Source organism: Xanthomonas sp. NCPPB 3442 (genome assembly GCF_056725145.1).
The window spans coordinates 1,056,179-1,070,443 of sequence record NZ_CM161514.1 but is presented as its reverse complement, the minus strand read 5'-3'; the positions used below and the strand labels follow the sequence as shown (position 1 = coordinate 1,070,443).

Annotated in this window: 13 protein-coding genes; all 13 read right to left on the bottom strand. The window is 66.4% G+C overall.

All coding sequences use genetic code 11. From position 1 onward, the window contains the following. Window positions 1–150 precede the first annotated feature (150 nt). Window positions 151–990, bottom strand: a complete 840-nt coding sequence (locus tag AC1POX_RS04795) for a glycosyltransferase family 2 protein (protein ID WP_372356802.1) — start codon at window positions 988–990, stop codon at window positions 151–153. Beyond that, window positions 987–3,296: a type II secretion system secretin GspD gene (gene gspD / locus AC1POX_RS04790; protein WP_014091050.1), complete on the bottom strand. Its 2,310-nt coding sequence runs from the start codon at window positions 3,294–3,296 to the stop codon at window positions 987–989. Before gspD ends, AC1POX_RS04795 begins: the two co-directional genes overlap by 4 nt. Then, window positions 3,293–4,090, bottom strand: a complete 798-nt coding sequence (gene xpsN, locus AC1POX_RS04785) for a type II secretion system protein XpsN (protein WP_014091051.1) — start codon at window positions 4,088–4,090, stop codon at window positions 3,293–3,295. Before xpsN ends, gspD begins: the two co-directional genes overlap by 4 nt. After that, window positions 4,080–4,733, bottom strand: a complete 654-nt coding sequence (gspM, locus tag AC1POX_RS04780; RefSeq protein ID WP_005913511.1) for a type II secretion system protein GspM — start codon at window positions 4,731–4,733, stop codon at window positions 4,080–4,082. Before gspM ends, xpsN begins: the two co-directional genes overlap by 11 nt. Continuing rightward, window positions 4,717–5,838, bottom strand: a complete 1,122-nt coding sequence (locus AC1POX_RS04775; RefSeq protein ID WP_005913509.1) for a PilN domain-containing protein — start codon at window positions 5,836–5,838, stop codon at window positions 4,717–4,719. The genes gspM and AC1POX_RS04775 overlap by 17 nt, the downstream gene beginning before the upstream one ends. After that, window positions 5,835–6,686, bottom strand: coding sequence for a type II secretion system minor pseudopilin (locus tag AC1POX_RS04770; protein WP_005913507.1), 852 nt, complete (start codon window positions 6,684–6,686; stop codon window positions 5,835–5,837). The genes AC1POX_RS04775 and AC1POX_RS04770 overlap by 4 nt, the downstream gene beginning before the upstream one ends. Beyond that, window positions 6,683–7,318, bottom strand: a complete 636-nt coding sequence (locus AC1POX_RS04765; protein ID WP_218507103.1) for a type II secretion system protein J — start codon at window positions 7,316–7,318, stop codon at window positions 6,683–6,685. The genes AC1POX_RS04770 and AC1POX_RS04765 overlap by 4 nt, the downstream gene beginning before the upstream one ends. Further along, window positions 7,315–7,731 carry a type II secretion system protein XpsI gene (xpsI, locus tag AC1POX_RS04760; RefSeq protein ID WP_127167892.1) on the bottom strand — a complete coding sequence of 139 codons (417 nt, stop codon included), beginning with the start codon at window positions 7,729–7,731 and terminating at the stop codon, window positions 7,315–7,317. Before xpsI ends, AC1POX_RS04765 begins: the two co-directional genes overlap by 4 nt. Further along, window positions 7,728–8,237: a type II secretion system protein XpsH gene (gene xpsH / locus AC1POX_RS04755; protein WP_031424347.1), complete on the bottom strand. Its 510-nt coding sequence runs from the start codon at window positions 8,235–8,237 to the stop codon at window positions 7,728–7,730. The genes xpsI and xpsH overlap by 4 nt, the downstream gene beginning before the upstream one ends. A 9-nt stretch (window positions 8,238–8,246) precedes the next feature. Continuing rightward, on the bottom strand, window positions 8,247–8,678 hold the full coding sequence (gene gspG, locus AC1POX_RS04750) for a type II secretion system major pseudopilin GspG (protein WP_003490502.1): 432 nt from the start codon (window positions 8,676–8,678) through the stop codon (window positions 8,247–8,249). Between the two features lie 270 nt (window positions 8,679–8,948). Continuing rightward, the gene (gene xpsF / locus AC1POX_RS04745; RefSeq protein ID WP_003490504.1) at window positions 8,949–10,166 is read right to left on the bottom strand and encodes a type II secretion system protein XpsF; all 1,218 of its coding nucleotides are present in this window, start codon (window positions 10,164–10,166) and stop codon (window positions 8,949–8,951) included. A 175-nt stretch (window positions 10,167–10,341) separates the two neighbouring features. Continuing rightward, window positions 10,342–12,069: a type II secretion system ATPase GspE gene (gene gspE / locus AC1POX_RS04740; RefSeq protein WP_014091052.1), complete on the bottom strand. Its 1,728-nt coding sequence runs from the start codon at window positions 12,067–12,069 to the stop codon at window positions 10,342–10,344. Between the two features lie 129 nt (window positions 12,070–12,198). Beyond that, entirely contained in the window at window positions 12,199–14,082 is a 1,884-nt protein-coding gene (locus AC1POX_RS04735; protein WP_008576211.1) for a diffusible signal factor-reguated S8 family serine peptidase, read from the bottom strand. Window positions 14,083–14,265: the final 183 nt, after the last annotated feature.

Sequence of the window (14,265 nt, the reverse complement as noted above, 5' to 3'; positions counted from 1 at the left end):
ATCGCGAGAGCAGCGAGGCTGCAGCGGAGTGGAACCTGCAGTTGCCATGTGCGCATGATCGGATAACGAACGTCGTCGTGCCTGCGTGATCCATGTAGATTGCGGACGATCACCGTGCCTGGCGGTGGGCAGGTCGTTCCGGCGGCGACGCTAGGCGTCGAACAACGCGCGTTGCAGGTCCGGTGGCGGGAGGTGCGCCAGGAGTTGCGTCAGCTGGTCGCGCTGCGCGCGCAACGGGTCGTGCATGAGGAAATTGGCCAGGCGCGCATGCCAGGCCGGCCAGCGGGTAGCCAGCGCGTCCACGTCGCCTTCGGCCGGGCGGCCCTCGTGCGGGGAGGCAACGAAGGCGGTGTCGCACAGCACGTTACGCCAGCCCAGCCCACCCATGCGCAGGCTCAGATCCACCAGCGCCGCGTACCAGGAGCCGTAACTGCTGGCGTCCAGGCCACCGGCCTTGCGCCGCGCCGTTCCGCGCAACAGCACCGCATGCCCGATCGCCGACGGCAGTTCCGGGTGCAGCGGCGGCATCGCGGCACAGGCAGCCGCAAGCCGCTCGGATGAATCCGGCATCGGGTTGAGTTCGCCCAGCCGCGGCCAGCTGCAGGCCTCGCCCACATTGCTCCATGGCGTGGCGGTGGCGATCGCGGCGTCGCGTGCAAAACACGCGGTCAGCTGCCGCAACCACCCCGGCAACGGGCAAGCATCCAACCCCAGCACCACCACGTCGGCATCGCCGCAGGCGCTGAGCATTTCGTCCAGATGCGCCACCTCGCCCAGCATGCGCTGGCGACGGGTGTAATGCGCCTGCAATGGCGTGCGTGCCAGCCAATGTTCGATCACTGCGCGCCCGCGCGGGCCGGCCTGCGCATCATCGGCCAGCCACACGCGTGTTCCTGCAGGCGTGGCCGCATCCAATGCGCCCAGACACGCATCCAGCGCCTCGTCGTCGGTGCCCACCGGCACCAGCACGACCGGCAGCGCTGCACTCATTGCGGCTTCTGGCTGGGTTTCAGAGGTTCCATGGCCTTGAATTTCTGGCCATATTCGTCGGTGAGATTGCGCGCTTCCTGCGGGTTGCGCACGATCGACGGGGTGATCAGCACGATGACTTCGCGGCGGTTGCTGGTGCGGCTCTTGGTGCCGAACAGCGCACCGACCACCGGCAACTTGCTCAGGAACGGCACGCCATTGCTTCCATTGGTGGTGCTGTCGTCGATCAAGCCGGCCAACATGATGGTGTCGCCGCTCTGCACGGCGGCCTCGGTCTTGACCCGGCGCGTATTGATGTCGACATTACAGGCGGCCGCGTTGATGGTGGCGGTTGCAGACAAGCACGCGGTCGGTCGATCGCCCGGGCTGCTGACCTCCTGCACGATATCCAGGAACACCATGCCGTCCTTGGTGACACGCGGGCGCACCTTGAGGATCACACCGGTATCGATGTACTGCACCGACGAATAGCTGCTATCCACACCGATGCCGGTATTGATCGAGGTGGAGTTGATGGCGATGCGCGAGCCGACGTTGAGCGTGGCCTCGGCATTGTTGCGCACGAATACCGACGGGGTCTGCAGCAGACGCACGTCGGTGACCTTGTCCAGCGCAGTGATGATTGCGGCGGCATTCTTGCCGAGGAAGCTCCACGCCACCCCGTCACCAGTGACCTTGCCGGCAATATCGCCCCAGATATTGCGCCCTGCAGCACTGGGAAGTCCTGCACCTCCACCGAAGCCCGGGCCGTTGCTATTCGAGTCAGTGGCCGCATTGACCGCATTCTCGAAATACCAATTGACGCCATAGCTCAACTGGCCCGTCAGGTTGACCTCGGCTACCTGCGCTTCGATATGCACCTGCATCGGCATCACGTCGAGCTTCTCGATGACGTCGCGGATCGAGCTCCATGCCTGCGGCGTGGAGCGCACCAGCAAGGTATTGGTCTCGGCCACCGCCGAGACACCCACCTTGTCGCCGGCCACTTCCAGCGTCACCGCGCCGTTGCCATTGCTGCGCGGCGACAGCTGCAGGCTGCCGTTACCCAGACCACCACTGCTGCTACCGCTGGTGCCGAAACCGCTGCCCGACGAACTGCCATCGCTGCTGTCGCCGATGCTGCCGCCGGTCATGCCGGAGCTGCTGCCCAGGCTGCTGTCGCGGTTGCCGAGCGTGCCACCGAGCACGCTGGTTTCCGACCCCGGCGCCAGCGACGCATTGGAATCGCCACCGTTGCTGCGGCCACCGAACACTTCCGAAAGCCGATCGGCCAGGTCCTTGGCCTTGATGTACTTCAGCTCGTAGGAGAACAGCCGCACGCCGCCACCGGCGCTGTCGATACGGTCCAGCCATTGCTGGATCTGATCCAGATAACGCGGCTGCGGGGTGATCACCAGCACCGCGTTGGCGTTTTCCAGCGGCATGAAACGGAACATGCCGGCGCTGGGGGTCTTGCTCTGCTCGCCGAACACCTTTTCCAGATCCGCACTGACCTTTTCGGCCTTGCCGGACTGGATCGGAAACACGCCCACCGACATGCCCGACAACCAGTCCACGTCGAAGATCTGCACGGTGCGCAGATAGTTTTCCAGCTCCGCGCGAGTGCCGCCCAGGGTGATCACATTGCGCGCCGGGTCGGTGCCGACGATGGCATTCGGGCGCGCGTACGGCTCCAGCACCTTTTTCATTTCGCTGGCGGAAATGAACTTCAGCGGCACCACGCGCACCTCGAAACCGCGTGCGGCAGAGGGCGATGCGGTGCTGGGCGCCACGGTGCCGGCCAACGCCTGGTCGGCCGGCACGATGTTGTAGCGGCCACCGCTGAATACCATGCGGGCGTTGTTCCAGCCCAGCACCATCTCCAGCAGGTTCAGCGCCTGCGCGGGCGACACCGGATTGGGCGTGGCCAAGGTCACGGTGCCCTGCACGCCGGGCGCGATGACGTAGTTCTGGCCGAGCATGTCGCCCAGGATCGCCTTGACCACCGCCTGCACCGATTCGCCTTCGAAATTGAAGGTGGCACTGCCGCTGCTGGCCATGCCCAGCGTGGGCGCCGGCGCGGACGCGGCGCCCTGGTTGATCATGGTGCCGCTGCCGCGCCGGATCACCGGACTGGGCTTGGCACTGGCGTTGGCGTTGCCATCGGCAGCCTGCTCGGCGGCGGTCTGGGTGGCGCCGGCAGCACCGACTTGCGGATCCAGGCGCGCGTTGCGGCGCACGTCCGGCGGCGGAGTGGTGGCGCAACCGGCCAGCAGGCCAATCAGCAGGGACACGGGGAACAGGCGCGGCGTCATGCGTTCACTCATTGGGTCTGACCGGGGGTAGAGCCGCTCTGGCGCTGCTGTTGCAGCTGGCGGCGTCGGGCTTCGATGCGTTCGCGGATGGCACGCATCTGATCGTCGGAGGGGCGTGGGGCTTCCTGCGCGCCATCGCTGCGCTGCGGCGGCACGGTTGGCGGTGCCTGCCCGCCTGGCTGTTGCTGTTGCACCGGCGCGACCGGTTGCGGTTGCGGCGGCTGCGGCGGGGCAAGTGCGGCAGCGTCGGGGGACGGTACCGGCGGGGTGGCAGTGGCGGCACCCCGTGCGGCGGCATTGGCGGTGGGCGGCTGCCCGCCCTGGCCGTTGAACACATGCAATTCCAGGGTTTGCGTGCCGCTGGGGCCTTCGATGGTTGCGCTACGCGGCTGCAGGGCGAGCAAGCGCCAGCCTTTCACCGCTTCACCGCCCAGCTGCACGCGCACCGAATCTTGCGGGTCCAGGGTCAACGTCGCCATCTTGAAGTTGTCCGTCAGCAGCACGCCGGTCAGGCGTACTGTCGAAGCGGCGCTGCTGCCATCGTTGCCGGACAGGAAGAACGGATGCGGCAGGCGGTCTTCGGCAAACGCCGGATGCGCGGCGATTTCCGAATATTTCTCGAATGGGCCCAGGCGCTCCGGCGCCGGTGCCGGCAACGTGGGCAGACGCTGCACCAGCGCCGGATCGTCGGGCAGCAGTTCGACGCGCTTGCCCAGGCCGGCGACGGCCAGCACGCACACCAGCAGCGCCCAACCGACCACGGTGGCCAGCAGCCAGGTGCGCAGGCCGATCATGTCAAGGCGCATTGCTGGCCTCCGCGGCGTTGGGGGCAGCAGGTGCGGCCTCGTTGTTCAGCGGTGCGGCGCTGGCGCCCGGGCGCAGATAGCCGGCCAGCTCGAAGGCGATATCCAGGCCGTTGCCGCTTTCGTTGGGCGAGAGCTGGTAGCGCTGCGCCATCACGTTGAGGTTGTCCACGAACAAGCGCGGCGTGCCGTTTTCCAGGCTGTACAGCACCGAGGCCAGTTCCGGCGTGCCGCAGCGCAGACGCACCTGCACCGCCACGCGGGTGAAGCGGTTCTTGCTCTCCGGCTGCAACGGCGAGCGATTGCTGATGGCGCAGCTGCGGTTGCCAGGACTGGCCTCCACCACCGCGCGTTCCAGCCGCTGCACCAGCCCGGCGGAGGCGAGTTCGGCCGAGGTTTCCGGCAGGAAGCCCGGGCGGCTTTCCAGCGTCTGCCGCGCCTGCTGCAGCCGCTTGCTGACTTCCGGCGCCTGCTGCAATTGCACGCGCACGCGCAGCTCGCGTTCGCGCAGCGCCTGCAGGTCGTCCTGCACCGCGATCATCGGTTGGGTGAACCATGGGTGCACCAGCACCAGGTAGGCCACGCCGATCACCAGCAACAGCAGGCCCAAAGCGATCCAGCGATCGCGCTTAACGCTGCGTGGCATCGGCCGCCTCCTTCGCATCGGGGCCGGCAAGCTCGGCGGTGATGGTGAAACGGTCGACATTCCGGCCGGCATCGCTCTGCAGCACGCCGGTCAACGACGGCGTACGCCACAACGGCGAGCCTTCCAGACGACGCACCAGCGAAGAGGCTTCGTTGCTCAATCCGATCAACTGCAGTTGCCCGCCTTCGACCGAAAATTTTTCTAGATACGTGCCACCGGGCAGGCGCCGGCTCAGTTCGTCCCAGATTTCGACCGAGGTCGGGCGGGTGGCGCGTTGCTGCTGGAAGAACCGCGCGCCTTCGACCAGGTCCATCAATTGCTGCCGTTCGGCAGCGACCTTGCGCGCGCGCGCGGCGTTGGCCTGCACCTTGGCGCGCAGATCGTCGGCGGCCTGACGGCGGTTGTCGAGCAGCAGCCAGCCGGCAACGGCCAGCAGCACCAGCGCAGAGGCGGCCAGCAACAGGTTCCAGCGCTGCATCGGGTCGCTGCGGCGCAGGCGTCGCGTCGGCGGCAGCAGGTTCACGCCCAACGGCAGGCCATTGGCGTCGGTCACATCGATGCCCGACAGCGCGCTGTTCCATGCGTCCGGCACACCGGCCGGGCCATCGATCATGCGTCGCGGCACCACCACCAGTTCGGCATCGAGCTGGCCGTCTTCGCGCACATCGAGCACGCGCGCATCGAAATACACCTGGTCGGCAGTGAACGGGGTTTGTCGATCGATCTCGAAACGCGCCACGTCCTGCAGGCGCGCCGCTGCCGCTGCGGGCAGGCGCAATGGCCGGCGCAAGGCGTGCGCGGCCGGCAACAGCCAATGCCGCGGCAGGCCTTCAAGCGCTGTCGGCAGCAAGCCATTGACTTCCTGCGGATGCACCGGCCACGGCAGGCTGGCGACGGTGTCGCAGCTGTGATCGCGCTGGCGCAGCAACTGCAGCGTGTCGCCATCCTGTTGCAACAGCAGGCGTGCCTGCGACAGGCCCAACTGCCATTGCCACCGCTGCGGCAGCCAGGCCAGCAGCGATTGTTGCCACCAACGCCAGAAGCCTCCGGCTCCCGGCATGGCGCGTACGCCGATACGACCCAAGGTGTCCCGCCATGCGGTCATTGCACTGCTGCTCCCTCTTCCCAACGCAACACGGTATACGCCGACCCTGGTAATGCGGACGCGCTGGTCGACACCACCGCCCGCAACACGGCCTCGCGTCCCTGACTCAGTCGCGCCCGGCTCTCGATACTATAAGTGTCAGACCCACCGACCGTCGCCTCGCTGCCCGGCAAACCCAGCGGCGCGTCACGCTGGGCCAGCAGTTGCTGCGCGTCCAGACCCATCGCGGTGAGCACCGGGGCGGGCGCAAAACGCGCTTCAGGCCGCGAACGACCGCTGTACAGCGTGACGTTGGGCAACAGCTTGCGATACAGCTCGCCGTCGATGCCCAACACCAGGCGCAGTTCGCCCAGGGTTTCGAATGGACTGTCTTTTGCGCCATACGGCAGCCCGGCATCGGCGTAATCGCGATCTTCCGCGCCACCGCCGGGCTGGCTCAACGAATCGCCATCGCGCCAATCGACGATGGCACCGGCGATGCGCCCGGCACTGGCCTGCTCGCCGCCCACCGCGCGCACCAGACCGGCGAGCAAGGTGGGCTCGGCCATGTTCAGATCCACCTTGCCGCTTTCATCGGTGATACGAATCTCCACGCTGGCATCGTCCATCTGCCAGCGATAACGTCGGCCGTCCGGGCGCCAGCGTGCCTGGGTGTCGGCATCTTGCAAGCGAAACAATGCGTATTCCAGGCCAGAACGTGCGTACTCCTGCGCCTGCGCGCCGTTGCGCAGCATGCTGCCCTGCAGCGCTTCCACGCGCGCGGTGAGCGCGAACGCACCGATCATCGCGGTAAGCAATGCGATCAACCACAACACCAGCACCAGCGCGGCACCGCGCGAACGACTCATTGCCCTGCCCCCGGGTTGCTGGATTGCGGCAACGCCACCACCAGCGGCGGCCATGCGGCATCGTCGCTGCGGATGTCGATGCGCACCATCAGCGGCAAGCGGTCGTGCCATTCCCACTGCGGCAGCCATGCGCTCAGGCGCCCGGTTTGCGGATCCATCCCGCGATACCGAAAACTCACCTGTTGCACGCCTTGGGCAAGGGTCTCCGGCGGCAGCGGGCTGCTTTCTTCGATCGACTTGCCGGACTGCAGCATGGTCAAGGCAATCAGCAGGTTGCGCCGATCGCCATCGCCGGCGACCGACAGGTCGTGCAGATACGGCCCGCCGCGGCCCAGGTAATCGGGCACGTCTGCGGCAAAGCGCAGGCGTTGCGGCTCGCCGATGAACAGGATCGGCTGCTGGCTTTGCGTATCGATGCCCATGGCGATCGGCAATGCGGCGGCCAGCCGCCGCCGCAGGAATTCTTCCACCGCACGTACGCGCTCGCTGCGCTGTGCGATCGCTTCGCCGCGCTGACTCACCGCACTGGCCGAGCGCAAGGTGGCAAACGCCAACGCCAACCCACCGACCAGCAACATCGTGGCCAGCAGCACTTCGATCAAGGTGAAGCCTGCGCTGCGCGAACGGCTCATGGCGGGCTGCCCTGCGTGTTGGCCGCCACCAGCCGCAACGTGCGCCATTGCAGCATCTGATTGGGCTGCTCGCCCCAGCGCACCACCAAGGTCAATTGCAGCAGCCGGTGCGCGCCGGGCGACATCGGCGCCTGCGGGTTGCGCCGTGGCTCGTCGTACGGGCGCACGTCCATCGACCAGCGAAAGTGGCCGTTTTCGAACGTGCCTTGCTGCTGCTCGGGCTGCAGCGGCTTGTCGATGCCCTGCACGGCCAGCAGCGACTGCGCGTGCAAGGTGGCGCGCGTGCTTTCATCGGCCGCGCGCACCTGGCGTGCGGCGCCGGACAACGACCCCAGCAACAGGCTCAACGCCAACGCCAGCAACGCGAAGGCAACGATCACTTCGATCAGGGTGTAACCGCGCTGACGCTTCATGGCGCCGGCGTCCGCAAGGGGCCCGAACGCACCTCGCCGGTGATCCAGCCCACGTCCACGCGCCATCGGGCGTCCTTGACCTGCAGATCGATGCGCCCCCCGGTGGACGCACCATCCGGAAAAAACTGGATCGCGCCCTGATCCTGCCGCGATTGCACCTGGCGCGCGCCGGTGAAGCGCACTTCCAGCGACGGCGGCAGATCGCCGTGATGGCCGCCGGGTGCTTCCCAGCGCCGCTGCTGCGGGTCGATCAGAAACCGCTGCGGTGTGCCGGTGGCAATCGCCTGGGTGCGCGTGTAGCGCAGCTGCGAGGCGATGGCCTTGCCGGCAGTGCGCAGGCGCATGCCGTCGATGCCGCCGTTCAATGCTGCGGCAGCAAGCACGCCGGCTATTGCGATCAACGCGATCACCAGCAGCATCTCCAGCAACGAGGTGCCACGCGCGCGTGCCCGACCAGGGCCGACCACTCCATGCCGATGACGCAACGGCTGACACGCAACGCGCATGGCGAGCGCTTATTGGTACTTGATGTCCGCGTCGTAACTGCTGCCACCGGGCTTGCCGTCCTTGCCCAGGCTGATCAGATCGAACGGCTGACCGTCGCCGGGCGCGCGGTATTCGATGGCGTGGCCCCATGGGTCGTTGAGTTCGGCCGGCTTGGCATACGGGCCCAGCCAACCGCTGCTGTCGCCGGGCTGGGTGACCAGGTCATCGAGTTTGCTCGGCAACTTGCCGGTGTCGAGCTGGAAATTCTCGATCTTGCCGGCCAGCGTCTGGATCTGCGACTTGGCAAGATTGGCCTTGCCGCGATCGGCACCGCCCAGCACGCGGCTGCCGACCAGCGTGAGCACCGCACCGATCAGCACGATGACGATGATGATTTCCAGCAAGCTCATACCGGCCTGGCCTGCGCGCGACGGACTGCGGGTGATAGAACGCTTGATCATGAACGATTTCCTTGCACGTCGATGAAGGATGCTGCCGCCAACACATGACACGGCGGGCATTGCAAAGGTTCCCGCATGGGTGTCGTGCGGTCACCGGAACGTTGTGGTGAATACGCTGCCCGGTCAAGCGCGTGGCTGACAGGGCATTGCGCGCGCTTGGCCCTTGGACGCGGCACACGCGCGGGATGTGCAGTGTACGAGCGCGCCATGCCGATTCCGAGCAGCGGCTGTGCCCAAGTGAAGACTGCACCGTTGCGCAGAGCTCCGCTCTCAGCCGATTGCATTGGTGAGGTCATACAGCGGGACCAGGACCGAAATGATGACAAGCCCCACCACCGAGGCCAGCACCAGCGTGATGAACGGCACCAGCGCGGCCAGTGCGCGGTCGATGGCCTGCGCGGTTTCCAGCTCGAAGGTGTCGGCGGTCTTGAGCAGCATCGTGTCCAATGCGCCGGATTCTTCGCCCACCTGGATCATCTGCAGCGCCAGCCGCGGAAAGCGCTTGCCGCGTGCCAGCGACATCGACAGGCCATGGCCGTTCTTGACGTCGTCGGCCGCATTGGCAACATCCTCCACCAACGCCAGATTGGACATGACGTTGCGCGCGATGCCGATCGCCGCCAGCAACGGCACGCCATTGCGCAGCAAGGTGCCCAGGGTGCGCGTCAGGCGTGCGGTTTCCAGCCGGGCGATCAGGCTGCCGACCACCTTCTGGCGCAGCAGCCATTGGTCCAGCGATGCACGGAACGCGGCATTGCGACGCTTGCGATCCAGCCACAGCCCCAGCACGCCCGGCACGACGATCAGCACGATCCACCAGTCGCGCACCAGCAGGCCCACGCTCAACACCGCCTGGGTAAACCATGGCAATGCCACATCCAGGCTTTCGTACATCTGCGCAAATTGCGGCACCACGTAACCGAGCAGGAACAGCAACGCACAGCCCACCACCGCCAGCAGGATGGCCGGGTAGATCAGCGCGTTGATCACCTTGCCCCTGAGCGCACGGCTGCGCTCCAGATAATCGGCCAGCCGCTGCAGCGTGTCCTGCATGCTGCCGCCAGCTTCGCCGGCGCGCACCATATTGATGTACAGCTTGGAAAACAGCCCGTGCTGGCGCTCGAGTGCGGACGACAACGGCGCACCGCCGCGCACGGTATCGCGCACATCGCCGATCACCCGCCGGCTTTTTTCGTCTTCGGGCAGATCCATCAGAATCGACAGCGCACGGTCCAGCGGTTGCCCCGCGCCGATCAACGTGGCCAGTTGCTGGGTGAATTGCACCAGCGCCGCATTGTCGAACGGCTTCTTGCGCAGCAGCATGCGCAGCGACGGCGAATCGTTTTCGCCGGTGGCCAGGCGCGTTTCCACCGGCAGATGGCCCTGTTCCTGCAGACGCAACGCCACCTCGGCATCGCTGGCCGCTTCCATCTGGCCGTCGAGCATTTCGCCGTGGGCGTCCAGGGCCTTGTAGCGGTAGAGGGGCATCAGGCTGGGAGGCCGGGATTGGGGAATCGGGAATCGGGATTCGGGAAAAGCACATCGCTGCGTATTGGCGACATCGCGCACGCATCGCTGTCCACGCACAGTGGAGCCAGCGGGTGGCTGTGCTGGCGGTTCGTTGGTCCGGTGCCTGCCAGGCGTGTTTCTGCCGCCTTACCGATCACGCATCCTCCGTGACGCGCAGGACTTCTTCGATGGTGGTTTCGCCGCGCAGGGCCTTGGACAGCCCATCTTCGTACATGGTGCGCATGCCGGCCTGGCGGGCGAGTTGTTCGATTTCGCCCATGCCGGCACGGCGCATCACCGCACGGCGCAATTCGTCGTTCATCACCAGGAATTCGACGATGGTGGTGCGGCCCAGATAACCGGTGGGCGCGGTGGCCGAGGGTCGCGGACGATACAGGAAGATCTCGCCCTCCGGTTGCAGGCGACGCAGGTCGAACCTGGCGATTTCTTCCGGCGAGGCGGCGTAGCGCTCGGCGTTGGCCAGGTCGAGTTTGCGCACCAGGCGCTGCGCCAGGATGCCGTTGATGGTGGAGGTGAGCAGATAATCCTCCACGCCCATGTCGAGCAGACGGGTGATGCCGCCGGCCGCGTTGTTGGTATGCAGCGTGGACAGCACCAGGTGGCCGGTGAGCGCGGACTGGATCGCGATGCGTGCGGTTTCCAGGTCGCGCATTTCGCCGATCATGATGATGTCCGGATCCTGACGCACGATGCTGCGCAATGCGTTGGCGAAATCCAGCCCGATCTGCGGCTTGGCCTGGATCTGGTTGATGCCTTCGATCTGGTATTCCACCGGGTCTTCGACAGTGATGATTTTCACATCCGAGGTGTTGAGCTGGCTCAGCGCGGTGTACAGCGTGGTGGTCTTGCCCGAGCCGGTGGGGCCGGTGACCAGCATGATGCCGTGCGGTTGCTCCAGCACCTTGCGGAACTGCGGCAAGAAGTCTTCGGTAAAGCCCAGCTTGTAGAAGTCGAACACCACCGTTTCGCGATCCAGCAGGCGCATCACCACGCTTTCGCCATGCGCGGTGGGCACGGTGCTGACGCGCAGGTCCAGCTCCTTGCCCTGCACGCGCAGCATGATGCGGCCGTCCTGCGGCAGGCGGCGCTCGGCGATGTTGAGCTTGGCCATGATCTTGATGCGGCTGATGACTGCAGCAGTGAGCTTGGCCGGCGGGCTTTCGCCTTCCACCAACACGCCGTCCACGCGGTAACGCACCTTGAGCCGGCTTTCGAACGGTTCGATATGGATGTCGGAGGCGCGCAGTTCCACCGCGTGCTGGATCACCAGGTTCACCAGCCGGATCACCGGCGCTTCGGAGGCCAGATCGCGCAGCGCTTCGATGTCGTCGCTGCTGTTGGCATCGCCATCGGCGGTTTCCACGATGGTGCCCATCGCACTGCGGCCCTGGCCGTACCAGCGCTCGATCAGGTCATCGATTTCCGAACGCAGGCCCACCTGCAACAGCAACGTGCAGCCGGTGGCAAGACGCACCGCATCAATGGCGTAATCGTCGTAAGGATCGGCGATCCACAGTTCCAGCCGGCCATCGCGTTCGCCGACCGGGCACAGATGAAATTGCTTGAGAAAGCGCAGCGACAACCCCTGCACTTCCGGCAGCATTTCCGGCGGCGTGTCGCCGAGCTGGCGTGCGTCCACCAACGGCAAGCCAAGCACATCGGCGCAGGTTTCTGCATGATCGCGTTCGGACACCAGACCCAAACGGCCGAGCAAGGCGAGCAGGCCCATGCCGGATTCGGCCTGCAATTGGCGCGCGCGCAGCAGATCGGTGTCTTTCAGACGACGGCGTTCAAGCAGCGCATCGACGATGCGCGTCTCCGCACTTCGATGCTCGATTGGATCGACGGCAACCGCGTTCACACTCGTCTCCACTGGTCCGGCGCCGACTGTAGCAGTTTGCCGCGACGATCAACCGCACGCATTTGAAACGCCCTGAAAAACAATGCCCCCGGCGATTGGCCGGGGGCATCGGTCACACTATTTCGCTACTTACTGTCGTGCAACGAGCGTCAGCTTCGCGTAGCTCGCCGCACCGACCAACTTGATGTAGTAGGTGCCGGCCTTGGGGGCAGTGAAACGCACGGTTTCGCTGTTGCCCGGACGGGTCGACTTGGCGTCGTAGCTTGTGGCGCTGGGCTCGGCCTCGAAGCTGACGTACATCGACACATCGCCGGTGCCGCCGTAGGTCATGAAGCTGAGCACGGCGCCGGCCTTGGCCTCGAAGCTGTACAGCGTGGAGCTGCCGGCGGTACCGCTCAATCCAGCAACAGGCGCCTTGTTGGTGAGCGCAATGGCGCTCGGCGCGCAGCTCTCGGTGGCCGGGTCGCACGGCTCCTCCAGCACCGCTTCCAGCGCGGCCTTGGCGTCGACGATACCGCTGCCGATCGGGGTGCTGGCCGGCGGAGTCACCGGGAAGGGGCGGCTGGTCTGCTTGAGCAGCGCTTCGACCGCAGCCGGGGTCAGCGGGCCATCGCCCAGACCGATGGCCGCGCTCTGCACCAGCGCCACGACGCCGGCCACGTGCGGCGAGGCCATCGAGGTGCCGCCTAGACCCATATAGGTATAGCTACCGGAGGTCGGCGTGGTCGCACCGGTGTACCCGGCCTGCCAGACGTAACCGCCCGGATTGCCGTCCACGCTACCGCCGCCGCCCGGGCCAGAGAGGTCGACCTTGCTGCCGTAGTTGGAGTAGTAGGCGATGCCACCGGTGATGCGCGTGGCGCCAACGGTGATGGTGTTGTTGCAGCTGGCCGGCGAATGGTTGGCCGCATCTTCGCTGCTGTTGCCGGCTGCGACCACCACGGTGGTGCCGCGCGACACCGCGCCATTGATCGCCAGCTGGGTGGCCGAATCGCAGGGCTCGCCGCCCCCGAGGCTCATGTTGATCACTTCGGCCGGATTGGTGTTGGCCGGCACGCCGTCGACGCTGCCGCCGGAGGCCCACACGATCGCATCGGCGATGTCGGAGGTGTAGCCGCCGCAACGGCCGAGCACGCGCACCGGCAGGATGGTCGCCTTCGGCGCGACGCCCGCCATGCCCACCCCGTTATTGGTCGCCTCGGCCACGGTGCCCGAAACGTGGGTGCCGTGCCAGGAACTTTCCTGCGCCTGCGAGCCCGCGTAGCAGACGTTGTCGGCCTCTTCCCAGTCGCCGTAATCGAGTGCGCCCGGCACGCGCGCATCGGTGGGACGACGCGAGACTTCGGCGTCGGTGATGAAGTCGTAGCCCTGCAGGAGATTGCCGGCAAAATCGGGGTGATCCGGCAGGATGCCGGTATCCAGCACCGCCACCACCACGCCTGCGCCCTGCGACAGATCCCAGGCGCCCGGTGCGTTGATGCCGCCGTTGGGGTTGCTCAGGTGCCACTGGTACTGGGCGTAGAACGGGTCGTTGGGAACCAGCTGCGGGCTCACGTCGGTGGCAGGCAGGCTTTTGCTGATATCGATCGGGCGCAGCATGCGGTCGATCTGCACGTCGGCCACGGATGGGTCGTTCTTGAGCTCGACCACCACTTTATCCACCTGCGCGGCGGTCAGCGTGCTGGACAGCTTGATCAGGTCCGAGCCGATGCCCAGCTTGCGCACATACGTCGCCTTGGCGGCGGCAGCGCTGCTGCGCGCGCCGGTACTGGCGCCAACGCGGCCCACCGCGGCCTGCACGGCGCTCAGCTTGCTGCTGCGATCGGTTGCAGCGGCGGTATTGTCCTTGTAGCGCACGATCAACCGGCTACCGAACGCTGCGCCGGCCGGGGCTGCCTGGGTCGGTTCCTTGACCAGCAGTTTGGGGGCGGCAGCGAGCGTGCCAGAGGCACCGAGGGCCATCATCAGGATGGCGCCGGTCAGCGGGTTGAGACGGAAATTCTTGTCGATCACGGTGAAGTCCTCTTCGTATTTTTCGTGAATCAGGCTTGGCGCAGCCGGCGCAATCGCTGCGTAGCCGCGGTGCGGTGCGCTGCGTCCTTGTCGGCCACCCCTGGTACGGCCATCACTCCATGCGAATCCGTTGGCCGGCCCAGCCACGGTCCTTGCCCGCCCCCTCAGGCCTTGCAGATCGCG

Excerpts from the sequence above, each read along its gene's own strand:
- AC1POX_RS04795 (WP_372356802.1), bottom strand. The coding sequence starts at position 990 with ATGAGTGCAGCGCTGCCGGTCGTGCTGGTGCCGGTGGGCACCGACGAC.
- gspD (WP_014091050.1), bottom strand. The coding sequence starts at position 3,296 with ATGAGTGAACGCATGACGCCGCGCCTGTTCCCCGTGTCCCTGCTGATT.
- xpsN (WP_014091051.1), bottom strand. The coding sequence starts at position 4,090 with ATGCGCCTTGACATGATCGGCCTGCGCACCTGGCTGCTGGCCACCGTG.
- gspM (WP_005913511.1), bottom strand. The coding sequence starts at position 4,733 with ATGCCACGCAGCGTTAAGCGCGATCGCTGGATCGCTTTGGGCCTGCTG.
- AC1POX_RS04775 (WP_005913509.1), bottom strand. The coding sequence starts at position 5,838 with ATGACCGCATGGCGGGACACCTTGGGTCGTATCGGCGTACGCGCCATG.
- AC1POX_RS04770 (WP_005913507.1), bottom strand. The coding sequence starts at position 6,686 with ATGAGTCGTTCGCGCGGTGCCGCGCTGGTGCTGGTGTTGTGGTTGATC.
- AC1POX_RS04765 (WP_218507103.1), bottom strand. The coding sequence starts at position 7,318 with ATGAGCCGTTCGCGCAGCGCAGGCTTCACCTTGATCGAAGTGCTGCTG.
- xpsI (WP_127167892.1), bottom strand. The coding sequence starts at position 7,731 with ATGAAGCGTCAGCGCGGTTACACCCTGATCGAAGTGATCGTTGCCTTC.
- xpsH (WP_031424347.1), bottom strand. The coding sequence starts at position 8,237 with ATGCGCGTTGCGTGTCAGCCGTTGCGTCATCGGCATGGAGTGGTCGGC.
- gspG (WP_003490502.1), bottom strand. The coding sequence starts at position 8,678 with ATGATCAAGCGTTCTATCACCCGCAGTCCGTCGCGCGCAGGCCAGGCC.
- xpsF (WP_003490504.1), bottom strand. The coding sequence starts at position 10,166 with ATGCCCCTCTACCGCTACAAGGCCCTGGACGCCCACGGCGAAATGCTC.